Annotated in this window: 27 protein-coding genes; 18 read left to right on the top strand and 9 right to left on the bottom strand. The window is 72.4% G+C overall.

The window, feature by feature from the left end; all coding sequences use genetic code 11:
• Positions 1–6 precede the first annotated feature (6 nt).
• From D1350_RS04270 to D1350_RS04260, 3 genes are all read left to right on the top strand, one after another.
• The gene (locus D1350_RS04270) at positions 7–825 is read left to right on the top strand and encodes an MHYT domain-containing protein (RefSeq protein ID WP_164545021.1); all 819 of its coding nucleotides are present in this window, start codon (positions 7–9) and stop codon (positions 823–825) included.
• A gap of 99 nt (positions 826–924) precedes the next feature.
• Positions 925–2,145, top strand: a complete 1,221-nt coding sequence (locus tag D1350_RS04265; RefSeq protein ID WP_240643874.1) for a cytochrome P450 — start codon at positions 925–927, stop codon at positions 2,143–2,145.
• Between the two features lie 52 nt (positions 2,146–2,197).
• Positions 2,198–2,344 (top strand): ferredoxin, encoded by a 147-nt coding sequence (locus tag D1350_RS04260; RefSeq protein ID WP_240643907.1) that lies wholly within the window; start codon positions 2,198–2,200, stop codon positions 2,342–2,344.
• Here the strand turns inward: D1350_RS04260 and D1350_RS04255 are convergent.
• Positions 2,319–2,594, bottom strand: a complete 276-nt coding sequence (locus D1350_RS04255) for a DUF6725 family protein (protein WP_125774237.1) — start codon at positions 2,592–2,594, stop codon at positions 2,319–2,321. The genes D1350_RS04260 and D1350_RS04255 overlap by 26 nt on opposite strands.
• A 112-nt stretch (positions 2,595–2,706) precedes the next feature.
• Between D1350_RS04255 and fdxA the strand changes: the two genes are divergently transcribed.
• From fdxA to D1350_RS04240, 3 genes are all read left to right on the top strand, one after another.
• Positions 2,707–3,024 (top strand): ferredoxin, encoded by a 318-nt coding sequence (gene fdxA / locus D1350_RS04250; protein WP_125774235.1) that lies wholly within the window; start codon positions 2,707–2,709, stop codon positions 3,022–3,024.
• Positions 3,025–3,031: 7 nt separating this feature from the next.
• Complete coding sequence (gene dapC / locus D1350_RS04245; protein WP_125774233.1) at positions 3,032–4,189, top strand: succinyldiaminopimelate transaminase; 1,158 nt, start codon at positions 3,032–3,034, stop codon at positions 4,187–4,189.
• 115 nt (positions 4,190–4,304) lie between these two features.
• Positions 4,305–5,618 (top strand): citrate synthase, encoded by a 1,314-nt coding sequence (locus D1350_RS04240; RefSeq protein WP_125774231.1) that lies wholly within the window; start codon positions 4,305–4,307, stop codon positions 5,616–5,618.
• A 32-nt stretch (positions 5,619–5,650) separates the two neighbouring features.
• On the opposite strand, the gene D1350_RS04235 is transcribed toward D1350_RS04240, so the two are convergent.
• Both D1350_RS04235 and dapD read right to left on the bottom strand, forming a co-directional pair.
• Positions 5,651–6,625 carry a hypothetical protein gene (locus tag D1350_RS04235; protein WP_240643873.1) on the bottom strand — a complete coding sequence of 325 codons (975 nt, stop codon included), beginning with the start codon at positions 6,623–6,625 and terminating at the stop codon, positions 5,651–5,653.
• Positions 6,626–6,728: 103 nt separating this feature from the next.
• The gene (gene dapD, locus D1350_RS04230) at positions 6,729–7,676 is read right to left on the bottom strand and encodes a 2,3,4,5-tetrahydropyridine-2,6-dicarboxylate N-succinyltransferase (protein ID WP_125774229.1); all 948 of its coding nucleotides are present in this window, start codon (positions 7,674–7,676) and stop codon (positions 6,729–6,731) included.
• A gap of 115 nt (positions 7,677–7,791) precedes the next feature.
• Here dapD and dapE point away from each other — a divergent pair, with 115 nt between their 5' ends.
• The 4 genes from dapE to D1350_RS04210 all read left to right on the top strand — a co-directional run bounded on the left by dapE (position 7,792) and on the right by D1350_RS04210 (position 11,013).
• Complete coding sequence (dapE, locus tag D1350_RS04225; RefSeq protein WP_240643906.1) at positions 7,792–8,862, top strand: succinyl-diaminopimelate desuccinylase; 1,071 nt, start codon at positions 7,792–7,794, stop codon at positions 8,860–8,862.
• A gap of 73 nt (positions 8,863–8,935) precedes the next feature.
• On the top strand, positions 8,936–9,757 hold the full coding sequence (locus tag D1350_RS04220) for an LOG family protein (RefSeq protein WP_125774225.1): 822 nt from the start codon (positions 8,936–8,938) through the stop codon (positions 9,755–9,757).
• Positions 9,754–10,722, top strand: coding sequence for a dihydropteroate synthase (gene folP, locus D1350_RS04215; protein WP_125774223.1), 969 nt, complete (start codon positions 9,754–9,756; stop codon positions 10,720–10,722). The genes D1350_RS04220 and folP overlap by 4 nt, the downstream gene beginning before the upstream one ends.
• Positions 10,723–10,845: 123 nt before the next feature.
• Complete coding sequence (locus D1350_RS04210; RefSeq protein ID WP_125774222.1) at positions 10,846–11,013, top strand: DUF3117 domain-containing protein; 168 nt, start codon at positions 10,846–10,848, stop codon at positions 11,011–11,013.
• Between the two features lie 55 nt (positions 11,014–11,068).
• Here D1350_RS04210 and D1350_RS04205 read toward each other — a convergent pair whose 3' ends face one another.
• Positions 11,069–11,641 carry an O-methyltransferase gene (locus tag D1350_RS04205; protein WP_125774220.1) on the bottom strand — a complete coding sequence of 191 codons (573 nt, stop codon included), beginning with the start codon at positions 11,639–11,641 and terminating at the stop codon, positions 11,069–11,071.
• Positions 11,642–11,805: 164 nt separating this feature from the next.
• Here D1350_RS04205 and sigE point away from each other — a divergent pair, with 164 nt between their 5' ends.
• The 7 genes from sigE (at position 11,806) to D1350_RS04170 (ending at position 17,963) form a co-directional block, all read left to right on the top strand.
• Positions 11,806–12,414, top strand: coding sequence for an RNA polymerase sigma factor SigE (gene sigE, locus D1350_RS04200; protein ID WP_420807797.1), 609 nt, complete (start codon positions 11,806–11,808; stop codon positions 12,412–12,414).
• On the top strand, positions 12,411–13,358 hold the full coding sequence (locus D1350_RS04195) for an anti-sigma factor family protein (protein ID WP_125774218.1): 948 nt from the start codon (positions 12,411–12,413) through the stop codon (positions 13,356–13,358). The genes sigE and D1350_RS04195 overlap by 4 nt, the downstream gene beginning before the upstream one ends.
• Positions 13,355–14,743 (top strand): S1C family serine protease, encoded by a 1,389-nt coding sequence (locus D1350_RS04190; protein WP_125774216.1) that lies wholly within the window; start codon positions 13,355–13,357, stop codon positions 14,741–14,743. Before D1350_RS04195 ends, D1350_RS04190 begins: the two co-directional genes overlap by 4 nt.
• A gap of 100 nt (positions 14,744–14,843) precedes the next feature.
• Entirely contained in the window at positions 14,844–15,266 is a 423-nt protein-coding gene (locus D1350_RS04185) for a twin-arginine translocase TatA/TatE family subunit (RefSeq protein WP_125774214.1), read from the top strand.
• 64 nt (positions 15,267–15,330) lie between these two features.
• Positions 15,331–16,413: a tryptophan--tRNA ligase gene (trpS, locus tag D1350_RS04180; protein ID WP_125774212.1), complete on the top strand. Its 1,083-nt coding sequence runs from the start codon at positions 15,331–15,333 to the stop codon at positions 16,411–16,413.
• On the top strand, positions 16,410–17,036 hold the full coding sequence (locus D1350_RS04175; RefSeq protein WP_125774210.1) for a 2'-5' RNA ligase family protein: 627 nt from the start codon (positions 16,410–16,412) through the stop codon (positions 17,034–17,036). The genes trpS and D1350_RS04175 overlap by 4 nt, the downstream gene beginning before the upstream one ends.
• Before the next feature lie 15 nt (positions 17,037–17,051).
• Entirely contained in the window at positions 17,052–17,963 is a 912-nt protein-coding gene (locus D1350_RS04170; protein ID WP_240643872.1) for a YihY/virulence factor BrkB family protein, read from the top strand.
• Positions 17,964–18,020: 57 nt separating this feature from the next.
• On the opposite strand, the gene D1350_RS04165 is transcribed toward D1350_RS04170, so the two are convergent.
• From D1350_RS04165 to sdhC, 4 genes are read right to left on the bottom strand one after another with little or no spacing between them, the layout of a single operon-like run.
• Positions 18,021–18,782, bottom strand: coding sequence for a succinate dehydrogenase iron-sulfur subunit (locus D1350_RS04165; protein WP_125774208.1), 762 nt, complete (start codon positions 18,780–18,782; stop codon positions 18,021–18,023).
• The gene (gene sdhA, locus D1350_RS04160) at positions 18,782–20,614 is read right to left on the bottom strand and encodes a succinate dehydrogenase flavoprotein subunit (RefSeq protein ID WP_125774206.1); all 1,833 of its coding nucleotides are present in this window, start codon (positions 20,612–20,614) and stop codon (positions 18,782–18,784) included. The genes D1350_RS04165 and sdhA overlap by 1 nt, the downstream gene beginning before the upstream one ends.
• 48 nt (positions 20,615–20,662) lie before the next feature.
• Positions 20,663–21,130: a succinate dehydrogenase hydrophobic membrane anchor subunit gene (locus D1350_RS04155; RefSeq protein ID WP_125774204.1), complete on the bottom strand. Its 468-nt coding sequence runs from the start codon at positions 21,128–21,130 to the stop codon at positions 20,663–20,665.
• Positions 21,130–21,513: a succinate dehydrogenase, cytochrome b556 subunit gene (sdhC, locus tag D1350_RS04150; protein WP_125774202.1), complete on the bottom strand. Its 384-nt coding sequence runs from the start codon at positions 21,511–21,513 to the stop codon at positions 21,130–21,132. Before sdhC ends, D1350_RS04155 begins: the two co-directional genes overlap by 1 nt.
• Positions 21,514–21,679: 166 nt before the next feature.
• Between sdhC and D1350_RS04145 the strand changes: the two genes are divergently transcribed.
• On the top strand, positions 21,680–22,819 hold the full coding sequence (locus tag D1350_RS04145) for a mannose-1-phosphate guanylyltransferase (protein WP_125774200.1): 1,140 nt from the start codon (positions 21,680–21,682) through the stop codon (positions 22,817–22,819).
• Positions 22,820–22,899: 80 nt separating this feature from the next.
• Here the strand turns inward: D1350_RS04145 and D1350_RS04140 are convergent, their stop codons facing one another.
• Positions 22,900–24,651 carry an HNH endonuclease gene (locus tag D1350_RS04140; RefSeq protein ID WP_125774198.1) on the bottom strand — a complete coding sequence of 584 codons (1,752 nt, stop codon included), beginning with the start codon at positions 24,649–24,651 and terminating at the stop codon, positions 22,900–22,902.
• Between the last annotated feature and the right edge of the window lie 432 nt (positions 24,652–25,083).

Genomic DNA, 25,083 nt, shown 5'->3' with positions numbered 1-25,083 from the left:
CCCTATATGATCGACCACTTTTCGACCGGCTACGTCATGCCGGCGATCTCCTTCGTCATGTCCTGCCTCGGCTGCGGTGTCGGCTTGGCAGCGATCGCCCGGGCACACATCCCCCGCAGCCGCTACCGCGTGCTGTGGCTGGTGCTGGGCGGCTCGGCCATCGGCGCCACCGGCGTCTGGGCCATGCACTTCGTGGCCCTCCTGGGCCTCGCTCTCGAGGGTGCCCGGATCCGGTACGACGTCGCGGGCACGATCATGTCCCTCGTCGTCGGGGCCGCCGCCCTGGTGGTCGGCGCGATCGTGGCCGACGGCGCGAAGGGCCGAAACCCGCGGCTCCTCGTGGGTGCCGCGATCGCGGGCCTGGGACTCGCCGCGTCGGTCCACCTCGGGATGGGTGCCATCCAGGTGGGCCTCGGCGTGAGCCTCGACTACGCGCCCTTCCTGGGCATCCTGTCCTACGCCGCGGCGCTCCTGTCCGCCCTGCTGGTGCTCTGGTTCGCGAACAACCTGCGCAGCGTGTCCGCGGGCGCCGGCGCCATGGTCCTCGTGGCGGCGGCACTCTCGGGCGTGCACTACATCGTGATGTCCTCGATGAGCCTGCACCGGGTGGGCACGGGTCCCATCCCGCCGTCCACGCGGGGCATGGCCCCCGAGGAGCTGGTGCTGCCGATCGCCGTCGGGCTGGCGGCCGCGACGCTGGTGCTGATGGTCGTGCTCATGGCGCTGCCGAGCGCCCGGGAGATCAAGGCGCAGGCGAAGTTCGACGAGTGGCGCGAGCGCAACCGCGCCACCGTCCAGCAGCCGGTGCGCAGCAAGCTCCTCTGATCGGTTCCGGGCGGTAACGGATGCGTATTTTGCCCCGGATTGACGGTGATGCTCCGCTACCGCTTGGATTGCCGTGGTTTTCCCCACTTGGAGGTCACGGTGTCCACTGAAACGCTGCCCCCTTACCCGTTCCCGATGCGCAGCGCGCTCGAGCCCCCAGAACAATGGGCAGAGCTACGCGCACAGTGTCCTGTCGCCCACGTCCGGCTCGCCTCCGGCGACTCCGCGACCCTGCTCACGCGGTACGACGACGTGCGCGCCGTCCTCTCCGACCCGCGGTTCACCCGCCAGCTCGACGCCGCCGCAGGTGCCGCGCGTGTCACGGCCAACGAGTCGGGCGGCGTGTTCGCCTCGAGCGCCGACCAGATGGGCGTCCTCGACAGCCGCGAGTCGCACCAGCAGTGGCGCCGCCTCGTCGGAGCCACGTTCACGGCGAAGCGGGTGCAGGCCCTCGCGCCCGGGATGCTGGCCAAGGCGGAGGAGCTGCTCGACGGGCTCACGGCAGCCGACGGTCCCGTGGACCTGGTCTCCGCGTTCAACTTCCCGCTGCCCATCTGGGTGATCTGCGAGCTGCTCGGGGTCCCGGAGTCCGACCGGAGCAGCTTCGGCCACTGGTCCGACACGATGATGAGCCTGTCGCGCTTCACCCAGGCGGAGATCGACACCGCGCAGGCCGACTTCGCCGGGTACCTGGGCGGGCTCGTCGCCTCGAAGCGTGAGACGCCCGGGGACGACCTGGTCTCCGCCCTGATCGCGCTGGTCGACGCCGCCGACCCGCGGGTCACGGAGCCGATGGTGATCGCCACGGCCCGCGGCCTGCTCGTGGCCGGGCACGAGACCACGGCGAACATGATCGGCAAGATGCTCGCGATGCTCCTGTCGGACCGCTCCCGGTGGGAGGCGCTCGTCGCCGACCGGTCCCTCGTGCGGAACGCCGTCGAGGAGGTCCTGCGCTTCGACGCGAACGCCGGCTTCGGCCTGCCGCGCTTCATCTCCGAGGACCTCGAGCTCCCCGACAGCACGACGATCCCGGCCGGGACGACGGTGGTGGTCAGCATGGCCTCCGCCAACCGGGACGAGGAGGCGTTCGCCGCCGCCGACAGCATGGACCTGACCCGCTCGCCGAACCCGCACCTCGCCTTCGGTGCCGGCCCGCACTCGTGCATGGGTCAGGCGCTGGCGCGGACCGAGCTGCAGGTGGTCCTCGAGGTGCTGCTCGACAGGCTCCCGGCGCTCGAGCTCGCGGTCGACCCCGCTATGCTCCGGACGCGTGAGGACATGCTGGTTGGCGGTCTCGTCGAGCTCCCTGTGAGGTGGTGACATGAAGGTAAACGTTGATAGGCATGCCTGCTGTGGCGCGGGTCAGTGCGTGATGCTCGCACCCGACATCTTCGACCAGGACGACGAGGGCATCGTGGTGCTCCTCGACGACCGTCCCGGCGAGGACCAGGAGCACGCCCTCCAGGAAGCCGTGAGCATGTGCCCCACGGGCGTCATCTGGGTGGACCGGAGCGCCTGACCGGGCGCTCCGGGACAGGCTTCGCCGTCTCGATCTCCTCCGCACGGACCCGTACCTCCTCGGGCGACCCACGCCCGGGGCGCGGGTCCGTGCGGAGGAGGAGACCGGCGTCGGACACCTCGAGGACGTACCCGATCAGGTCCGTCCACACGTGACCGGCGCCCGCCGCGAGGCGGCGCCGGACCACGGCGCGCGCGCCGACCGGGAGGCTCCGCCAGCCGGGCTCGGCGGCGGGTGTCGTGGAGGTCACACTCTGCTCCTGTCATGAGGTGAGACGGTGCACGCTCCTGCGCACGGGCTTTGCGATACTAGAGTCACGTGCGCAGGGACTCTGCGCCCCAGGTGGAAGGGACACCCTCGAAGTGACCTACGTGATCGCTCAGCCGTGCGTCGATGTCAAGGACAAGGCGTGCATCGAGGAGTGTCCCGTGGACTGCATCTACGAGGGCCAGCGCTCCCTGTACATCCACCCGGACGAGTGCGTGGACTGCGGTGCGTGCGAGCCGGTCTGCCCCGTCGAGGCCATCTACTACGAGGACGACGTCCCCGACGAGTGGAAGGGCTACTACGACGCGAACGTCCAGTTCTTCGACGACCTGGGCTCGCCGGGCGGCGCAGCGAAGATGGGCCTCATCGAGAAGGACCACCCGCTGATCGCCGTGCTGCCGCCCCAGGCCTGACCCAGCGATGGGCCTCGCTGACCTTCGCGACCTGCCGTATCCCTGGGACACGCTGGACGACCTCACGGCGACCGCCCGCGCGCACCCCGGCGGCCTGGTCGACCTGTCGATGGGTACTCCGGTGGACCCCACACCCGCGGTCGTCCGCGAGGCCCTCGCCGCGGCGTCGGACGCCCCGGGCTACCCGCTGACGGCGGGCACGCCCGCGCTGCGGGCCTCGGTGGCCGCGTGGTTCGCTCGCCGCCGGGGAGTGCCGGGCCTGTCGCCCGACGGCGTGCTGCCCACCATCGGCTCGAAGGAGCTGGTGGGCCTGCTCCCGTCGCTGCTGCGCCTGGGCCCGGGCGACGTGGTGGTCCATCCCGAGATCGCGTACCCGACCTATCTCGCCGGCATCCGCGCGGCGGGGGCCACGGCGCTCGCCACGGACGACGTCGAGACGTGGGCCGGGCGCGACGACGTGCGGCTGGTCTGGGTCAACAGCCCGAGCAACCCCACGGGCCGTGTGCTGGGTGTCGACGCCCTGCGGCGCGTGGTCGAGGCCGCGCGGGCGATCGGCGCGGTCGTGGTCAGCGACGAGTGCTACGCCGAGCTCGCCTGGGAGTCGCCCTGGTCCGAGGAGGGCGTGCCGAGCATCCTCGACCCGCGCGTGTGCGGCGGGTCGCACGACGGCCTGCTGGCCGCCTACTCGCTCTCCAAGCAGTCGAACCTGGCCGGCTATCGCGCGGCGTTCCTCGCGGGGGACACCGCCCTGGTGGCCGACCTGCTCGCCACCCGCAAGCACCTGGGGCTCATCGTCCCCGCGCCCGTGCAGGCCGCGATGGTCGCGGCGCTGGACGACGACGCGCACGTCGCCGTCCAGCGGGAGGCCTACGGCGCCCGGCGGCGGGCGCTCGCCCCCGCGCTGGAGCACGCGGGGTTCGTCGTCGACCGGTCCGAGGCAGGCCTGTACCTCTGGGTGACGATCGCCACACCGCCGTCGGACGCTCCGGGCGGGGCGGACCATCCGGGGGCCGGCCGGCAGGCTGCCGCCGCGCTCGCCCGGCACGGGATCCTCACCGCGCCGGGGTCTCTGTACGGGCCTGCCGGTGCGGGCCACACCCGGGTGGCCCTGACGGCGGGCGACGCTGCCATCAGGGATGCTGTGTCGCGCATCACACGTCCTTGACCTGCAAGTTGGAATGACAATGCTTTCTCGGGGTACTGTCGATTCCTGGTCGACGCTGCCCGCGACCTCCCCCCTGGGTAGCGCCCCGTCCCCCGCGCGCCCCTGGAAGGAAGCCATGACGTCCACCACGCAGGCAGACAGCACCCGGCCCACCGTCGAGCTCGTCGTCGACGGAACCGCCCGAAATCTCCCCGTCGTCCCGTCGAGCGAGGGGAATGACGGGATCGTGGTCTCGTCCCTGCTCAAGGACACCGGCCTGGTCACCGTCGACCCCGGGTTCATGAACACCGCCTCGTGCGAGTCCTCGATCACGTACATCGACGGCGACCAGGGCATCCTGCGCTACCGCGGGTACCCGATCGACCAGCTCGCGGAGAGCTCGTCGTTCCTCGAGGTGGCGTACCTGCTGATCTACGGCGGACTGCCGGACGCCCCGACGCTCGAGTCGTTCGTCGAGCGCGTCAACCGGCACACGCTGGTCCACGAGGACTTCCGCACCTTCATGGGGACGTTCCCGCGCTCCGGGCACCCCATGGCCGTGCTCGCGTCCGCGGTGAACGCGCTGTCCACGTTCTACCCGGAGTCGCTCGACCCGCACGACGACGAGCAGGTCGACCTGGCGACGGTGCTGCTGCTCGCCAAGACGCGCACCATCACGTCGTACCTCCACCGCCGCCGGGTGGGCGAGCCGCTGCTGTACCCCGACTACTCGCGCGGCTATGTCGAGGACTTCCTCCGCATGACGTTCGCGACCCCGTACGAGGCGTACGAGGCCGACCCGGTGGTGGTGGACGCGCTCGAGAAGCTCCTCATCCTGCACGCGGACCATGAGCAGAACTGCTCCACCTCCACGGTGCGCGTCGTGGGCTCCTCCAACGCGAACCTCTACGCGTCGGTCGCGGCGGGCGTGAACGCGCTGTCGGGCCCGTCGCACGGCGGCGCCAACGAGGCGGTGCTCGACATGCTCGAGAAGATCCGGTCCGGCGGCGAGACCGTCGAGACGTTCATGGAGAAGGTCAAGGCCAAGCAGGACGGCGTACGCCTCATGGGCTTCGGCCACCGGGTGTACAAGTCGTACGACCCGCGCGCCGCGATCGTGAAGAAGAGCGCGGACGAGGTGCTCGGCAAGCTCGGCGCCAAGGACGAGCTGCTGGAGATCGCGCGCGGCCTCGAGGAGATCGCCCTCTCCGACGACTACTTCGTGGAGCGCAAGCTCTACCCGAACGTCGACTTCTACACGGGCCTGATCTACAAGGCCATGGGCTTCGACCCGGCCATGTTCACGCCGCTCTTCGCGCTCGGCCGCATGCCCGGCTGGATCGCCCAGTGGCGCGAGATGATGAAGGACCCGCAGACCAAGATCGGCCGCCCGCGCCAGGTCTACACCGGCGCCACGGAGCGCGACTACGTGCCCGTCGCGGCGCGCTGACCTCCGTACGTCGCGGCGCCCGGCGGACCCGGCTAGGGCGCCGCGACGGCCTGGGTGATCGTGACCTGGCCCGTGGGCAGCGCGGAGTCGGCCGGCGTCCACGCCGCCTCCTCGCGGGTCCACACCCGGTCGGACACCCGGACCTCGATCACGTGCGTCGCGGCCGCCGTCGCCACAGCCCACTGGCCGGTGGCCCAGGCGCCCCGGGCGGGGTCGTCGGGTGCCAGGGGCGACGCGTCGACGACGACCCGGCCCACGGTGCCGTCCGTCGCGGAGCCGCCGGGCGCCGGGGCGAGGCCGAGGTCACGGCCGAGCCGGCCGGCCAGCAGGTCGCCGGCCTGTGCGGCCGACAGCATGGAGTCCCCAGGCACGTCCGCCAGCTCACAGCTCAGTGCCGCCGCGGAGTTGCCGGTCAGGGCCGAGGCCCAGGCGCGTGACCGCGTCTCGTGCTGCGCGTACGCGTCCGGGTAGCCGGACCGCTGCACGGTCTGCGCCGCGACCGTGATCTCCATGTCCTCGTACCCCGCCACCTTCACGAGGCCGTCGTAGAAGGCGTTCGTCGAGTACACGGGGTCCATGATCTGCTCCACGCTGCCCCAGCCCTGCGACGGCCGCTGCTGGAACAGGCCGACCGAGTCCCGGTCGCCGTACGTGATGTTGATGAGCTTGGACTCCTGCAGGGAGGTGGCCAGGCCGATCGTCGCGGCCCGGGCCGGGAGCGCGCGCCGGAGGCTGATGCCGGTGATCAACGCGGCGTTGTCCGCCTGGGCGGGCGAGAGGTACCACTCCGTGCCGTCGAGGACGGACCCGCACCGCTCGGTCGCCGGGTTCACGCTGTCGAAGTGGTTGAGGGCAGCCAGGACCAGCCCCGTGCCCGTGGCGCCCAGGAGCGCGACCCCGACGGTCCAGCCCACGGCACGGCGCACCCGCCGGCCGCGTCGCTGCCCCGGTGTACCGGGGCGCGACGGGAACGGCGAGGCCGTGTCGTTCTCGGCCAGGAGGACCATGCGGGTTCCGTCGCTCTCCGGGGTCGGTGTCTCTCGGGGTCGGTGCTTCGAGGACACGAGAGTCTAGGGCACCCACCTGGACATCCGTCGAGAGCCGGTGACCTCAGTTCGCGTGCAGGGCCGCGTTCAGCTCGATGCCCACCCCGCCCCGCGCCAGCACCTCGACGGCGCCGGTCGTGGAGTTCCGCCGGAACAGCAGGCCGTCCCGGCCGGCGAGCTCGCGGGCCTTGACGACCACCGGGCCGTCCTCCGAGGCCGCCGCGCCCAGCACGACCACCTTGGTGCCCGCCGTGACGTAGAGGCCCGCCTCGACGACGCAGTCGTCGCCGAGGGGGATGCCCAGGCCCGCGTTGGCGCCCAGCAGGCACCGCGCGCCCAGGCTGACCACCTCCTTGCCGCCGCCGGAGAGGGTGCCCATGATCGAGGCGCCGCCGCCGACGTCGGACCCGTCGCCCACCGTGACGCCCGACGAGATCCGGCCCTCCACCATCGAGGTGCCGAGGGTGCCGGCGTTGAAGTTGACGAAGCCCTCGTGCATCACGGTGGTGCCGGCGGCGAGGTGGGCGCCCAGGCGGACGCGGTCGGCGTCGGCCACCCGGACGCCCGCGGGCACCACGTAGTCGACCATGCGGGGGAACTTGTCCACCCCGTAGACGGTGACCGGGAAGCCGGTGGCGCGCAGGCGCATCCGGGTCTCCTCGAAGCCGTCGACCGCGCACGGGCCGGCGCTGGTCCAGACCACGTTGGCGAGGACGCCGAAGATGCCGTCCAGGTTGAGGCCGTGCGGCCGCACCAGGCGGTGCGACAGGAGGTGGAGGCGCAGGTAGGCGTCGGAGGCTTCCTGCGGCGGCGCGTCCAGGTCGATCTCCGTGCGGACCAGCGTCACCTCGACCCCGCGGACCTCGTCACGCTCGGCCAGCGCCACGAGGGACGCCGGGGGCGTCGCCCCGTCCGGGGCCGAGCCGAGCGCGGGGCTCGGGTACCAGGTGTCGAGGGTGGTGCCGTCGCCGGCGATCGTGGCGAGGCCGAAGCCCCAGGCGCTCGTCGTCATGCACCCACCCTATCGAGGACGGCGTACGGGCAGCGCCTAGCATCGGACCGTGGACACCGCTGCGACCTTCCTCGACCCCGCCCTCCTCGACCCGGCCGGGGCCACGGCCGACCAGCTGGTGGCGCTGACCGCCGCCATCTGCGACATCCCCTCGGTGAGCGGCGACGAGACCGCGCTCGCCGACGCGATCGAGGCCGTGCTCCGCGCCCAGCCGCACCTCGACGTGGTGCGCGACGGCGACGCGCTCGTGGCGCGCACGTCGTTCGGGCGGGCCCGGCGGGTCGTGGTCGCCGGCCACATCGACACGGTGCCCGTCGCCGACAACCTGCCGACGCGCCTCGTCGGCCAGGGCGAGGACGCCGTGATGTGGGGACGTGGGACCGTCGACATGCTGGGGGGCGTGGCAGTGGCGCTCGCGCTCGCCGTCGAGCTGGGCTCGCCCGGCCGCGAGCCGGCGCAGGACCTCACCTGGGTCTTCTACGACCACGAGGAGGTGGACTCGGCGCTGAACGGCCTCGGTCGTCTCGTGCGGAACCACCCCGACCTGCTCGCGGGCGACTTCGCGATCCTCGGTGAGCCGAGCAACGCGGGCATCGAGGGCGGCTGCAACGGCACGCTGCGCGTCGAGGTGCGCACCCACGGCGTGACCGCGCACTCCGCGCGCGCCTGGATGGGTTCCAACGCCATCCACGCCGCGGCCGAGGTGCTGACCCGGCTCGCGGACTACGAGACGCGCGACGTCGAGGTGGACGGGCTCGTCTACCGCGAGAGCCTCAACGCCGTGGGCATCACCGGCGGCATCGCCACGAACGTGATCCCGGACGCCTGCACCGTGACGGTGAACTACCGGTTCGCGCCGTCGAGCACCGTGGCCGACGCCGAGGCGCACGTGCGCGAGGTCTTCCACGGCTTCGACGTGGTGGTGACCGACGCCGCGGGCGGCGCGCGCCCCGGGCTCGACGACCCGCTCGCCGTCGAGTTCGCCGCGTCGGTGCTGGCCACGACGGGTGGCGCACCGGCGCCCAAGTACGGCTGGACCGACGTGGCGCGCTTCTCGGAGCTGGGCGTCCCCGCCGTGAACTTCGGCCCGGGGGACCCCACCCTGGCGCACAAGGACGACGAGCGCGTGCCGGTGGCGCAGCTGGCGTTGTGCCACCGGGCGTTGCGCACCTGGCTCCTCGGCTGAGCCGGACCTGAGGTTCACCCGGCCGTCACCGCACGGACGGCGAGCGGCCCGCGAGCGGCGATAGGTTGGGCGCATGAGCGACGACGGCTTCCCGCAGACGGGCCGGGGCTACCGCAAGGGTCCCGTGCTCCTGCGCGGCTCCAAGATTCCCGCGACCACCACCGACCAGCGGCTCCTCGCCCCCGGCGAGGGCGCCGAGTGGGTGCACTCCGACCCCTGGCGCGTGATGCGCATCCAGAGCGAGTTCGTGGAGGGCTTCGGCGCGCTGGCCGAGGTGGGCCCGGCCGTGTCCGTGTTCGGCAGCGCCCGCACCAAGCCCGACCACCCCGACTACGCCCTCGCCCAGGAGGTGGGCCGCCTCTTCGTCGAGGCCGGCTTCGCGGTCATCACCGGCGGCGGCCCGGGCATCATGGAGGCCGCGAACAAGGGCGCCTCGGAGGCGCACGGCACATCCGTGGGCCTCGGGATCGAGCTGCCCTTCGAGCAGGGCATGAACGAGTTCGTGAACCTCGGCATCAACTTCCGCTACTTCTTCGCCCGCAAGACCATGTTCGTCAAGTACGCCCAGGGCTTCGTGGTGCTGCCGGGTGGTTTCGGCACGTTCGACGAGCTCTTCGAGGCGATCACCCTGGTGCAGACGCACAAGGTGACGGAGTTCCCTCTCGTCCTGATCGGCACGGAGTACTGGGGCGGTCTCCTGCACTGGATCCGTACGGCGGTCGCCGACCGCGGCATGATCAGCCCGGCCGACCTGGACCTGCTGCACCTGACCGACGACCCCACGGAGGCCGTGGACTACGTCCTGCGGCGGGGCGAGGCGCTCGCGGCCAAGGAGCGCGAGTCCCTGGAGGAGCTCGTCGAGGACCAGGGCGAGGCCGCGGCGGCCGGCGCGTGACCTTCCCGGCCCCGCGCGGCGTGCCGCCGGCCGGGGCACGGTTCGTCCTGCGCGGCCGGGAGGTGGGCCGCGGCGCCGACGGCGCGCTGCGCCCCGTCGTGATGGCCGTCCTCAACCGGACCACGGACTCCTTCTACGCCCCGGCCCGGGTGCCCGACGCCGGTCGCGCGGCCCGGGCGGCGGAGGTCGCCTTCGCGGAGGGGGCCGAGATCGTCGACGTGGGCGGGGTCCGGGCCGGCACCGGGCCCGAGGTCGACGAGGCCGAGGAGCTGCGGCGGGTGATCCCGGTGGTCGAGCTGGTCCGGGCCGAGGTGCCGGACCTGCTCGTCTCGGTGGACACGTGGCGGTCGGGCGTGGCGCGGGCCGCGATCGAGGCCGGGGCCGACCTGGTCAACGACACGTGGGCGGGGCACGACCCGGCGCTCGTGGGGGTCGCCGGTGCGGCCGGGGTGGGCGTGGTCTGCTCCCACACCGGCGGCGCCGTACCTCGCACCGACCCGTACCGGGTGGAGTACCCGCCCGGGCCGGCTCTTACCCCGGGCGGCGACGGTGACGCGGACCCGCGGGACGGCGTCGTGCTGGACGTGCTGACGACGCTGCGCACGGCTGCCGAGCGGGCCGTCGCGTGCGGCGTCCCGCGGGAGTCGGTGCTCGTGGACCCCACGCACGACTTCGGCAAGAACACCTGGCACTCGCTGCACCTGCTGCGCCGCACCGACGCGCTGGCGGGCCTCGGCTTCCCGCTCCTCATGGCGCTGAGCCGCAAGGACTTCGTGGGGGAGACGCTCGGCCTGCCGCCCGAGGAGCGGCTCGAGGGCACCCTCGCGGCCACGGCGGTGGCGGCCTGGCTGGGGGCCCGGGTCTTCCGTGCGCACGACGTGCGCGCCTCCCGGCGCGTGCTCGACCTGGTGGCCGCGGTCCGCGACGACGCACCGCCCCTCGCGGCGCTCCGGGGGCTGGCGTGACGCCCCGGCGGCTCCGCCCGGGACTGTGCGTGGTGTGAACTAGAATGGGGCGGTGCGCCCGGTCACTCATTCGGGGGCACCGCACGGCGTGAGTTACCGGACAACGGAATGGGAGAGCCACAGATGGCTGCGATGAAGCCGCGAACGGGTGACGGGCCGCTGGAGGTCACCAAGGAGGGGCGCGGCATCGTCATGCGGGTCCCGCTCGAGGGCGGAGGTCGCCTGGTCGTCGAGCTCAACGCGACCGAGGCCAGCGAGCTCGGCGAGGCTCTCCAGGCCGTCGTCTCCTGACGGACGATCCGTTCACCGCGCCCTGGCCGTCCCCGTCGCTCCGCCTCGCGGAGCGTCAGCGGCGGACGGCCAGGAGCAGCCCGTCCCCGCTCGGGACCAGGGCAGGCAGCACCCGCTCGTCGCTGCGCAGCGAGCGGCCCACCTCCCGCACGATGGTGGTGAGCTCGTCCCGCCGGGCGGGGTCCGGCACCCGGTCGTGGTGGAGGGCGCCGTCCACGGCGAGCACACCGCCGGGACGCAGCAGGCGCAGCGCCTCCTCCACGTGCTCCGGGTAGCCGTGCGGGTCCGAGGCCACCAGCACCAGGTCGTACGCGCCGTCGGTCAGCCGCGGCAGCACCTCGCTCGCCCGCCCCGGGATGATGCGGGTACGTCCCGGCCGGATCCCGGCCTCCGCGAACGCCGCGCGCGCCGCGCGCTGGTGCTCCACCTCCAGGTCGATGGTGGTGAGCTGGCCGTCCTCGGGCATGCCGCGCAGCAGCCAGAGGGCCGCGACGCCGGCCCCCGTGCCGACCTCGACCACGGCCTTCGCCCCCAGCGCGGCCGCCATCACCCGCAGCAGGGCGCCCGCTCCGGGAAGCACCGAGGCGCAGCCCAGCTCGGCGGCCCGGTCGCGGGCACGGAGCAGCACGTCGTCCTCCGGGACGAAGGACTCGCTGTAGACCCAGCCCGCGGCCTTGCCGTGGGCGGTCTCGAGGTCCGTGGTGATGGGGAGCCTCCGGGTGGCGTCGATGTGTGTCGCCAGGCTACCGCCGGGCGGGAACCCCTGGAGCGACTGACGCGTTGTGGGAGACGATGAACCCCGTGAGCATCCCCGAGCGTCCCCTGGCCCAGGCAGGCCCGGTCGTCGCGCCCGTCCCCTGGGAGCCTCCGTCGTGGGAGGCGATCGTCCGGGAGCACTCGGCGCGCGTGTACCGGCTCGCCTTCCGCCTGACCGGCAACAAGCAGGACGCGGAGGACCTCACGCAGGAGACGTTCATCCGGGTGTTCCGCTCCCTCTCCAGCTACACCCCGGGCACGTTCGAGGGGTGGCTGCACCGCATCACGACGAACCTCTTCCTGGACTCCACGCGGCGCAAGCGCCGCATCCGCATGGAGGCCATGGGGGACGACGACGGGGCGGTCGCCGACACCGGCGACCTCGGCCGGCCGGAGCGCGGCTTCGAGCACGCCAACCTCGACCACGACGTCCAGAAGGCGCTCGACGCGCTGCGGCCGGAGTACCGGGCGGCGGTGGTGCTGTGCGACATCGAGGGTCTGAGCTACGAGGAGATCGCCGTCACGCTCGGCGTCAAGCTCGGCACCGTGCGCTCGCGCATCCACCGCGCGCGGGCGCAGCTGCGTGCGTCCCTGGAGCACCGTGCGCCGGGCGCGTCTGCAGACGACGCGGGACGGCGGTCGTGAACGGCCACCTCGGGGCCTGGCTGAGCGCGCTCGCGGACGGCCAGCTCAGCCCCGCCGAGACCGAACGGGCGCTCGCCCACGTGGCGGTCTGCCGCACCTGCGCCCGCGAGCTGGACGCGGAACGGTCCGCCCGGCGGGCCCTCCTCTCCGCGGGTGACGTCGTTCCCGACCCGGCGCTCATGGCCCGGCTCATGGCCCTGCAGGCCAGCATCCCCCCGGCCGACGCCGACCCCCTGCGCAGCCCGGAGCGGTACGCGGCGGTCTGGACGCCCGCCTACCCCGGGGAGGGCGACTTCTCGGGCAATCTCACGCGCTCGGCCCGGCGGCGCCGCACCGCGCGTGTGACGGCACTCGGCGCGGGAGGCCTCGGCGTGCTCGGGATGGCGCTCTTCGCCCTCGGCGACGCTCCCGTGGTGGACCCCGACCTGTCGGTGCAGGCGTCGATGACGCTCCTCGGCCGGGTAGGCCCCCACGAGAACGCCGCCGGCGAGGACGTGCTGGCGGGCCTCGGCACCCCGGCGGCGACCGACCCGACCTCCGGCGCGCTCGGCTGGATCGAGCAGAACGGCTGGGTGGCCCCCGAGTCGCTGCCGCACGGTTTCGAGGTCACCGCGCTGCGGCTCGTCGGCGCGGAGGGCCAGGTGCTGGAGATCGACCTCGCCGGGCCGCAGGGGGAGGCGGTCGTGCGCGAGCAGGTGGGGCGCCTCGCCGAGGGCGCCGAGGCGTACGACGTCGCAGGCCGGGACGCCGTCCTGCTGACGACCGAGCCGGCGCACGTGGCGTGGCAGTCGGAGGACCTCGTCGTCGACGTGGTGGCGCACGTCCCGGACCACGTCCTCGAGGACCTCGTGGCAGCGTTTCCCGGGCACGGCTACGATGCCGGGGTCCTGCCTCGCATCGCCCGCGGGTGGACCACCGTGACAGGAGCCATCGCGAGTCCATGACCGAGCACACCCCGTTCGCGCCCCCCACGCCGCCGCGCCCGCAGGTTCCGCACGCCGGGAACCCCCTCGACGCGGAGGTCCCGGCGACGGGAGCCCCGGGGCTGGAGGCGCCCGCGGTCCCGGCCGCCGTCCCGGCCGGGGGCGAGGTCCCTGGCGGGTCGCGTGACGGCAGCGTCTGGACGGTCACGGCACCGGCTCAGGAACCGGCTCACGGGCCGGACCTTGCCGCCGAGCCCGCCGCCCCGGCCCGCGCCGACGTCGTGCCGGGCGACCGCGGGGGCGCTCGCCCGGGCCTGGGCGCCCGCGGCGGGGTCGCCGTGGTGGTGCTCGGGCTGCTGGCCGGCGCCCTCGGTGGCACCGGCGCGTACTCGTTCCTCGACTGGCGCGACGGCTCGCGCCCCGCCGAGGCGAACCTCCCGGTGCCCGTGGGTGGCGGCACCGTCGTGGACCGGCCGGCCGGCACCGTGGCCGCCATCGCCGAGCAGGTGCTGCCGAGCGTCGTCTCGATCCAGGTGCAGGCGGCGCAGGGCGTGGCGACCGGCTCCGGCATGGTGCTCAAGGAGGACGGCTACATCCTCACGAACAACCACGTGGTCGCCGAGGCGGGGAGCGGCGCGCAGATCATCGTCGGCTTCTCCGACGGGCACGAGCTGCCCGCCACGATGGTGGGTGCCACCGCCGACTACGACCTGGCGGTCATCAAGGTCGACGAGGCGGGGCTCGTCCCGCTGATCCTGGGCAACTCCGACGAGGTCGTCGTGGGCGACTCGGTGCTGGCCGTGGGCTCCCCGCTGGGCCTCGACGCCACCGTGACGACAGGCATCGTCAGCGCGCTGCACCGGCCGGTCAAGGCGGGCGAGGATGCCGAGGCGGCATTCATCGACGCGATCCAGACCGACGCCGCGATCAACCCCGGCAACTCCGGCGGCCCGCTCGTGAACGCGGCGGGCGAGGTGATCGGCATCAACTCGGCGATCGCGCAGCCTCCGGGCACGTCCGCCGCCACGGGCAACATCGGCCTCGGCTTCGCCATCCCGTCCAACCAGGCCCGGCACACCGCCGAGCAGCTCATCGAGACGGGCAAGGCCACCTTCCCCGTGATCGGCGTGCTCCTCGACCCCACGTACCAGGGGGAGGGCGTGCGGGTCAGCACGGAGGCCGTCCAGGGCCAGCCGCCGGTCTCGCCGGGCGGCCCTGCCGACCAGGCGGGCATCCGGGCGGGCGACGTCATCCTGTCGATCGACGGCCGGCCGGTCTCGGTGACCGACGAGCTCATCGTCGCGATCCGCGCGAAGGCGCCGGGCGACCCGGTGACGCTCCGGGTCCGGTCGGACGACGACGAGCGTGACGTGCGCGTGGTGCTCGACGAGCGGACGAGCGGCTGAGCCACCGGCGGGTGCGTGTCGCGGAGCTGTCGCCCGGACGACACCTCCAGGACACCTCGCGTGCACCGGAGGCCTCCGGCAGGGCCTGTAGTCTCTAACCGTGTTCGGCATCAACGGCTGGGAATTCGTCGTGATCCTTGTGGTCGCGGTCCTCGTCGTGGGTCCCGAGCGGCTCCCGGCCTATGCGGAGCAGCTCGCCCGCGGGGTACGCCGTGCCAAGGTCCTGATGCAGGACGCGAAGTCACGGGTGGACTCCGAGCTCGGCCCGGAGTTCCAGGACGTGGACTGGTCCAAGCTCGACCCGCGGCAGTACGACCCGCGGCGCATCGTCCGTGACGCCCTGCTCGAGGACACCCCTCTGGGGTCCGCCTCCGCACCCGCGTGGAGCTCCGGCACGGTGTCGCGTACGGCCGCCGCCGCAGGAGCCACGGCAGGGACCACGGCCGCGGCGCCGTCGGACGCCGGCGGCACGGCGACGGGTGGCGGCGCCGCCCGCGTGCCGTTCGACGACGAGGCGACCTGACGCCCGAAGCCGCCGTCATCCTGCGGATTCGGTGCTGCACGGCCGACCTGCCAGAATGAGGGGCATGTCGTCTGAACCCTCGACCGCTCCTGCACCGACGGCGGTCGCAGAGCGCCCTGTGAAGCAGCGCATCTTCTCGGGCATGCAGCCCACCGACGGCTCGTTGCACCTCGGCAACTACATCGGCGCGCTGTCGCAGTGGGTGGCTCTGCAGGAGTCCTACGACGCGCTGTACTGCGTGGTCGACCTGCACGCGCTGACCGTGAACCCGGACCCGGCGCAGCTGCGCGAGCGCACGCGGCGTACGGCGGCCCAGTACCTGGCCGGCGGGATCGACCCGGAGCGGTCGATCCTGTTCGTGCAGTCCCACGTGGCGGAGCACGCGCAGCTGGCCTGGCTGCTGTCGTGCCAGACCGGCTTCGGTGAGGCCGGCCGCATGACGCAGTTCAAGGACAAGTCGGCCAAGCAGGGCGCCGAGGGCACCACGGTGGGGCTGTTCACCTACCCCGTCCTCATGGCGGCCGACATCCTGCTGTACGACGCTGCGCTCGTGCCCGTGGGCGAGGACCAGCGCCAGCACCTCGAGCTGACGCGCAACCTGGCCGAGCGCCTCAACGTCCGGTTCGGCGAGGGCACCGCGGTGGTGCCGGAGCCCCACATCGTGAAGGCTGTGGCCAAGATCTACGACCTGCAGGAGCCCACCGCCAAGATGAGCAAGTCCAACGCGGGCGGCAAGGGCGTCGTCTGGCTGCTGGAGGACCCGAAGAAGGCCGTCAAGGCCATCAAGGCCGCGGTGACCGACGCGGACGAGTCCTACGGCGTGCGGTACGACCCGGCGGCCAAGCCCGGCATCTCGAACCTCCTGACGATCTTCTCGGCGGTCACGGGCCGCGGCGTGGACTCCCTCGCTGCCGAGTACGACGGCCGGGGGTACGGCTACCTCAAGGTGGACCTCGCCGACGCCGTCGTCGCCTTCCTCGAGCCGTTCCAGAAGCGTGCCGACACGTACCTCGCCGACCCGGCCCAGCTCGACGCCGTCCTTGCCGACGGTGCGGAGCGGGCGCGGGAGATCGCGCGGCCCGTGATCGACCGGGTCTACGAGCGCTTCGGCCTGCTGCCGGCGGGCGTCGCCAGGGGCCGACGGTGAACATCCCGGACCGCGCGGCGGGCCAGGTCCGGATCGGGATCGCCGTCGAGATCCCCGAGCCGTACTCGTCCCAGCTCTCCGCGGCGCGGTTCGCCTGCGGCGACCCGCTCGCCTCGACGGTCCCGCCGCACATCACGCTCCTGCCACCCACGGTCCTCGACGAGGAGGACCTCCCGGCGGCGTGGTCGCACCTCGAGGCGGTGGCGGCCGAGGCCACTCCTTTCCGGATGCGCCTGCGGGGCACGGCGACGTTCCGTCCCGTGTCGCCGGTGGTGTTCGTGGCGGTGGCCCAGGGCATCGGGGAGTGCGAGCGGCTGGAGACGGCCGTGCGCTCGGGCGTCCTGGCCCAGGAGCTGCGGTTCAACTACCACCCGCACGTGACGATCGCGCACGAGGTCCCCGACGAGCAGCTCGACGACGCCTTCGACGCCATGGCCGGCTACGAGGCGGACTTCGACGTGACGGCGTTCTGGCAGTACGAGCACGGCGACGACGGCGTGTGGCGCCCGCAGCGCCGGTTCGACCTGCGTGGTCTGCCCGACGACGCCGGCACGCGCCCCGCGCAGTCCGGCGTCGGCCTCGTCGAGCGTGCCCTGGGCGCGTGGAGCAGGCGCCGAGGCTGACCTAAGGTCGGGAGCGTGAACCGACTCGTCGACCGTGGCAAGGTCCTGTGGGAGCGCTGGCAGGCCTCGCGGCCGGGCCGGACGCTGGAGCGGTACGACGAGCGCAACGGCTCGCTCCTGTGCGGCGGCATGGCCTACGCCGCCCTGTTCTCGCTCTTCGCGGCACTGGCCATCGGGTACACGATCCTCATGCGCGTCCTGGGCGGTAACCCGACCCTGCGCGACGCAGTGCTCGACGAGGTGGACCTGTGGGTCCCCGGCCTCGTCGACAGGGGCGGCGGCGGAGCCCTGGAGCCCGAGGACCTGATGGTGACGACGGCGCTGAGCGTCACGTCCGTCGTCGCAGTGCTGGTGCTGCTGTTCTCCGCGACCGGGTTCATGGGTGCCCTGCGGACCGCGATCCGGGCGATGTTCGACCTCGGCGACGAGACGCCCAACCCCGTGGTCACCCGGCTCGTCCAGCTCGCCGGCTTCCTGCTGCTCGGGGTGGCGGTGCTGACGTCCGCCGGCCTCAGCGTGGCCGTCTCCAGCCTCACCCCGCTGCTGCTCGACCTCGTGGGGGTCCCGGACTCCGTCTCCACGGTGACGGTGCGCGTGCTCGGGCTGCTCGTCGGGCTCGTGCTCGACGCGCTCGTCGTGCTGGGGGTGCTCCGCCTCGTGGGCGGGGTCCGGCCCCCCTCGCGAGAACTGCTGCTGGGCTCGCTGTCCGTCGCCGTGGTGGCGGGCGGGCTGCGCTACCTCGGGACGGCGGCGATCGTCGGTGTGGCGTCGCGGAACGCGCTGCTCGGGTCGTTCGTCGTGGTGGCGACGGTCCTCGTGCTGGTCAACTTCCTGGGGCGCGTGCTGCTGCTGGCGTGCGCCTGGATGGCAGAGCACTCAGCCGAGATAGTGCCTTCGTCGGACGAGCCGACTACCTCGGCGGGCTGAAGCCCGCGACGTAGTCGGCTCGTCCGACGAAGGCACTATCTCGGCGTGGGAAGGACGTCAGAACGCGCGGGTGATCATCGCGCGCTTGACCTCCTGGATCGCCTTCGTGACCTCGATGCCGCGGGGGCACGCCTCGGTGCAGTTGAAGGTCGTGCGGCAGCGCCACACGCCCTCCTTGTCGTTGAGGATCTCCAGGCGCTGCTGGGCGCCCTCGTCACGGCTGTCGAAGATGAACCGGTGGGCGTTCACGATCGCGGCGGGGCCGAAGTACTGGCCGTCGGTCCAGAACACCGGGCAGGACGACGTGCACGCCGCGCACAGGATGCACTTGGTGGTGTCGTCGAAGCGCGCGCGGTCCTCGGGGGACTGGATGCGCTCCTTCGTCGGCTCGTTCCCGTTGGTGATGAGGAACGGCATGATCTCGCGGTAGGAGGCGAAGAACGGCTCCATGTCGACCACGAGGTCCTTGACGACCGGCAGGCCCTTGATGGGCTCGACGGTGATCGGCTTGTCGGGGTTGACGTCCTTCAGGAGCGTCTTGCACGCCAGGCGGTTGCGGCCGTTGATCCGCATCGCGTCCGAGCCGCACACGCCGTGCGCGCACGAGCGGCGGAACGTGAGCGAGCCGTCGTGCTCCCACTTGATCTTGTGGAGCGCGTCCAGGACGCGGTCCGTCCCGTGCGCGGTGACGGTGTACTCGTCCCAGAAGGACTCCTCACCGTGCTCCGACTCGGGGTTGTAGCGGCGCACGCGCAGCGTGACCTCGAAGGAGGGGATGGCTCCGGCCTTGGTCTCCGGCGCCTCGAGGGTGGCAGTCATCAGTACTTACGCTCCATCGGCTCGTACCGGGTCTGGGTCACTGGCTTGGAGCCCAGGACGACCTTGTAGCCGTCGAACTCCTCGACGTGGTCGAAGTAGCCCTTGACGTGCCCTTCGGCCTGGTCCGCCGCCGCCGTGGGGCGACGGTAGGCCATGGTGTGCAGCATGTAGTTCTTGTCGTCGCGGTCCGGGAAGTCCTCGCGGTAGTGGCCGCCGCGGGACTCCTTGCGGTTGATCGCCGCGACGACCGTCACCTCGGCGATGTCGAGCAGGAAGCCCAGCTCGATCGCCTCGAGGAGGTCCGTGTTGAAGAGGCGGCCCTTGTCCTGGACCGACACGTTCTCGTAGCGCTTGCGGAGCTCGCGGATGTCGGCCAGCGCCTGGTTGAGCGACTCGCCGGTGCGGAACACCTGCGCGTTGGCGTCCATGGTCTCCTGGAGCGCCCTGCGCACGTCGGACACCCGGTCCCCCTCGGGGCGGTTGCGCATCTCGTCGAGCTGCGACACCACGGCCACCGTGGGGTCCACCGGCAGGTCCCGGAACTCGGCGATCTTCGCGTACGCGGCGGCCGAGCGGCCGGCGCGCTTGCCGAAGACGTTGATGTCGAGCAGCGAGTTGGTGCCGAGGCGGTTGGAGCCGTGCACCGACACGCACGCGACCTCACCGGCCGCGTAGAGGCCCTTGACGACGTCCTTGCCGTTGCGCAGGACCTCGCCCTGGACGTTGGTGGGGACGCCGCCCATGGCGTAGTGGGCGGTGGGGTACACGGGCACAGGCTCCGTGTACGGCTCGATGCCCAGGTAGGTCCGCGCGAACTCGGTGATGTCCGGGAGCTTGGCGTCGATGTGTGCCGGCTCGAGGTGCGTCAGGTCGAGCAGCACGTAGTCCTTGTTCGGTCCCGCGCCGCGGCCCTCTCGCACCTCGTTGGCCATGGAACGGGCGACGATGTCTCGCGGCGCCAGGTCCTTGATGGTGGGGGCGTAGCGCTCCATGAAGCGCTCACCGTCCGAGTTGCGGAGGATGCCGCCCTCGCCGCGCGCCGCCTCCGAGAGGAGGATGCCGAGGCCGGCCAGGCCCGTCGGGTGGAACTGGAAGAACTCCATGTCCTCGAGGGGCAGGCCGCGGCGGTAGGCCAGGGCCATGCCGTCACCGGTGAGGGTGTGGGCGTTCGAGGTGGTCTTGAAGATCTTGCCGGCGCCGCCCGTGGCGAAGATGATCGCCTTCGCCTGGAACACGTGGATCTCGCCCGTCGCGAGGTCGTAGGCGACCACGCCGGTGGCGTTGACCTCCACGCCCTCCGGCACGTCCTCTGCCGCGAGGTCGTGGTCCGTGATGAGGTCGAGCACGTAGAACTCGTTGTAGAACTCCACCTCCTGCTTCACGCAGTTCTGGTAGAGCGTCTGCAGGATCATGTGGCCCGTGCGGTCCGCGGCGTAGCAGGCGCGGCGCACGGCCGACTGGCCGTGGTCACGCGTGTGTCCGCCGAACCGGCGCTGGTCGATCTTGCCCTCGGGCGTGCGGTTGAAGGGCAGGCCCATCTTCTCCAGGTCGAGGACGGACTCGATGGCCTCCTTCGCGAGGATCTCGGCCGCGTCCTGGTCGACGAGGTAGTCGCCACCCTTGACGGTGTCGAAGGTGTGCCACTCCCAGTTGTCCTCCTCGACGTTCGCGAGGGCCGCAGCCATGCCGCCCTGGGCGGCACCGGTGTGGGACCGGGTGGGATAGAGCTTGGAGATCACAGCGGTGCGGGCGTCCTTGGACGCCTCGAGGGCGGCGCGCATCCCGGCGCCGCCGGCGCCGACGATCACGACGTCGTACTGATGGGTCTGCATCGGGCTCGATGCCTCCTGCTAGTGAAGAGTGGGGCTGGGGAGGTTTGCTCAGCGCGCAGGGCAGAACGAGGCGATGAGGTGTTCCGGGGCATTCACCGGGCACGGGTCGAACGTGAAGATGACGAGCGTGCCGAGCACCACGACGATGACGAACGCCAGGTAGAGCAGGCTCTTGAGGACGCCGCGCGTGAGGTCCTTCTGCGCGTAGTCGTTGATGATGGTGCGGACGCCGTTGGTGCCGTGGATCATCGCGAGCCACAGCATCAGCAGGTCCCAGACCTGCCACAGCGGATTGGCCCACTTGCCGGCGACGAAGCCGAAGTCGATCGCGTGGACACCCTCGCCCACCATCAGGTTGACGAAGAGGTGCCCGAAGATCAGCACGATCAGCACCACGCCGGACGCCCGCATGAAGACCCAGGAGTACAGCTCGTAGTTGCCGCGCGTCGTCCTGCGACGGACGTAGGGGGAGCGGGGCGCGTCGACCTTGGCCACCGCAGAGGTCCCGTAGGCCATCAGTGGCCACCTCCGAACACGTTCATGAGGTGACGCGGCAGGAAGCCCGCCATCGTCACGGCGAAGAGGCCCAGGACGACCCAGAGCATGACCCGCTGGTACTTCGGGCCCTTGGCCCAGAAGTCCACGAGGATGATGCGGAGGCCGTTGAAGGCGTGAAACACGATGGCGGCCACGAGGCCGGCCTCTCCCAGCCCCATGATCGGGGTCTGGTACGTGCCGATGACGGCGTTGTACGCCTCGGGCGACACGCGCACCAGCGCGGTGTCGAGCACGTGCACGAGCAAGAAGAAGAAGATCAGCACGCCTGTCACGCGGTGCGCGACCCACGACCACATGCCTTCGCGGCCGCGGTAGAGCGTGCCTGCTGGTGCGGTAGGCACTGTGAAAGCCTCCAATGGCTTCGTCCGAGCGGGCGATCCCACTGTAATGACATCCGGTCCTGTCAATCGCCGCTGAAGGCCGTTCTCAGGCGATACCGCGTCGCTTTTGTGACCTAATCCACAGGGGAGATGTCGGAGCAAAAACGGGCGTCACTATGATGCCGACATGACCACCGACGCCCGCGGGTCTTCCGACGCGCCCATCGACGACTTCTACGCCGTGATCCCGGCCGGTGGTGCGGGCACCCGCCTCTGGCCGGTGTCGCGGAGCCGGTCGCCGAAGTTCCTGCACGACCTGACCGGCTCGGGACGGACGCTGCTCCAGGCGACAGTGGACCGGCTGACCCCCCTCACCGGGTCGGCGGGCGTGGTGCTGGTGACGGGCGACCACCACGTGGCAGCCGCGCGGACCCAGGTCCCCGAGCTGCGGGAGGACGCGATCCTGGCCGAGCCGTCGCCGCGCGACTCCATGGCGGCGATCGGCCTGGCGGCGGCTGTCCTCCAGCAGCGCCACGGCGACGTGGTGATCGGTGCGTTCGCGGCGGACCAGGTGCTCTCCGGCCAGGCCGCGTTCGAGCAGGCTGTGCGGGAGGCCGTCGCGGCCGCGCGGGCCGGCTACTTCGTGACTGTCGGCATCGCGGCGTCGCGCCCCTCGACGGCCTTCGGCTATGTCCGCAGCGGCGCCTCCCTGGGGGTCGAGGGCGCGCCGACGGCGATGCACGCTCGCGGCTTCACCGAGAAGCCGGACGCCGAGACCGCTCGCGAGTACCTGCGGTCCGGCGAGTACCGCTGGAACGCCGGGATGTTCATCGTCCGCACGTCGGTGCTGCTCGGGCACCTCGCGGAGCAGCGGCCGGAGCTCCACGACGGTCTGCGCGAGATCGCCGCCGCCTGGGACACGGAGGACCGGGCGAGGGTCGTGGCCGACGTGTGGCCCGGGCTCGAGCGCATCGCGATCGACCACGCGGTGGCCGAGCCGGTCGCCGCCACCGGCGGCGTCGCCGTGGTCCCGGGCACGTTCGGCTGGGACGACGTGGGCGACTTCAACTCCCTCGCGGCCCTGCTGCCGTCGGCCGACGACGGCGGGTCGAAGGTGCTCGGCGACCCGTCGGACGTGATCCGGGTCGACAGTGCGGGCTCCGTCGTGGTCCCGGCGGCCGGTCGGCTCGTGGCGGTGCTCGGCCTCGACGACGTGGTCGTCGTGGACACCCCCGACGCCCTCCTCGTGACCACGCGCGCCCGCGCGCAGCAGGTGAAGTCCGTGGTGGACGCCGTCAGGGCCCGGGGGCTCGACGAGCTGCTCTGAGCTGGTCGGTGCTCGTCGGTCAACCTGTCGTCGCTCGTCGGTCAACCCGTCGTCAGACGCGAACGGGTTGACCGACGGCCCTAGAAGGGTGGTTCGCCGGGGTCCGGTGCTGGTGCCGGTGGGCTGGTGGTGGGGTCTTTGGGGGATGGTCCGGTGAGGCGTGCTCGGTCGTGGGCGTGCAGGGTCGCGGGCTTGCGGCCTGTGGTTGCCGGGATTGTGCCGGGGGTCGCGGTGCCGGGGGTCCGTGGGCCGTGCTGGGTGGCTGGGCGGGTGTAGGTGTGGGCGGTCGGTGCGGTCCAGGTCGTGGTCCCGGTCGTGGGGTCGCGGTGGGCTGTCCAGCCGTGGTGGGTCTTGGCGTTGTGATGCCGTCGGCACAGGAGCTGCAGGTTCGCTGCCCGGGTCTGCCCAGGGGTCCCGGGCGGGAGGGTGGTGGGATCGGCGGTGTGGTCGAACGTCTGGAGGTGGTCGAGGTCGGCGGTGGTGCCGGGCCGGTCGCACTGCAGGAACTGGCAGCTGCCGTCCCGGGCCATGACCGCGGCGCGCAGCACCGGGCCCGGGACGTAAGTGTGGGTGGAGTGGTCGGTCAGGATGCCGGTGACCGGGTCGGTCACCAACCGCTGCCACGTCCCACCCGTTCCGCCGGTCGTGCCGGAGTCGCCCGGGGCGGCGAGCAGGGCGGCGGTGTCGGCGTCGATGGGTCCGTACCCGTCCAGGAACCCGGGCTCGTCGTCCTGCCCGAGCAGGGTCGAGGCCGCGACCGTGACCCGGATGACCGGACGCACCGGCAGGACCGTGACCCGCACACCTTCCCCGGGCACCGGCTCCGGCTCAGGTTCAGTGGGCTCAGGGGCCGGGACACCCGGTGTGGGCAGGCCCGGCTGGGACGTCGGCGCCGAGCCGGCGGGCTTGGTCGTCTCGACAGCCTCGGTGGCCTCGGGGTCGGTGGTGTCGGTGGTGTCGGTGGGCAGGATGAGGCGCCCGGTCAGGATGCCGGTCAGGACGTCGGCGCGAGCCTGGGCCAGGGTGCGGTCCTTGCCCGCCCGCTTCACGGTCCGTCCGGCGGTGTCCAGGGTGTCCCACACCGCGGCCGCGTCGGCGGCCGGGAGCAGCGCGGACAGCCATGCCATGGTGCCGCCCTCAACCGGGTCCAGGTACACCGCCCGCCGGTCCCGCTCGGCCCGGACCACCTGCGCCGGGGTCAGGTGACGGCGGGCGTGGGCCCGCATCTGGTCCCGCACCCAGGACCGGGACCGTTGCCCGGCCTGCGGCAGGACCTCGGCGATCGCCTCGACCCGCTGCTCAACGGTCATCGTGCTGCCCGCGGTCAGCAGCAGGTCCACCTTGACCACGTCGATCCGCCCACCCGCCAACGCCGCGGCGACCTGCGGGTGGTGGGCCAGGCCCGCCCCGCGGGCCATGACCTTGTCCGCCTCGAACGTCGGCACCCCGAGCCGGGCACCGAGCTCCACCGCAGCCTGGGCCTTGGGGACCGACCAGCCCCGCCGCCGACCGAGCTCGCCCACGACCGCAGCCTGACGAGTCGTGGCCCAACCGATCAACCGCGACCACCCCGCCGCAGCATCCAGCAGGACCACGTCGTCCAGACGCCTCAGATCCGCGCCGCCACCGTCCGCGCCGCCACCGTCCGCGCCGCCACCGTCCGCGCCGCCGGTGTCGGCGCCGCCGGTGTCCGCGCCGCACAGGGCGGCCAGGGCCGCCGCGAGCCCCGGACCCCCACCAAGCCCGCCCAGCCCGTCCGGCCCGTCCAGCCCGTCCAGCCCGTCCAGCGGCGTGCCGGGACCACCCGCGCCCGAGCGTGCGCCGTCGGGCACCCTCGTTGCCGAAAGCACCACCACGACCACCCCCCAGCGACCGGGAACGGGCCGCGAATCGGCCCCGCCGGGCCCCCTGCCCGACCCTCACAGCCTATCGAACAAGCGTTCTTTTCGCTCGCTGACCTGCGAAGATGTGGACAACCACGTCGTCCACAACCCCGGGGTCGGCCTCCAACCCGCACATCCCCGTCACGGGCGCCGCTCAAGAGCCGAGGCGGCCAGTCACCGCCCTGTCCAGGACCGCGTCCCACCATGCGGAACGTTGTGACGCGAGTCACCGCGCCGCGGAGTACCCTCGTCCGGGTGAACCCTGTGACCCTCGCGGAACTGGATCAGATCGTTTCGAGCGACCGGTCGGCGAACGCCGACGACAGCACCCTGGCAGCCATCGCGCAGGAGGCGCGCGACGCGCTCGCCGGTCGCGTGCGC

Origin of the sequence: Antribacter gilvus, from assembly GCF_003946865.1 — a bacterium.
Lineage (GTDB): Bacteria > Actinomycetota > Actinomycetes > Actinomycetales > Cellulomonadaceae > Antribacter > Antribacter gilvus.
Note: the sequence above shows the minus strand (reverse complement) of the source record. Positions and strands in the feature narration are given on the sequence as shown.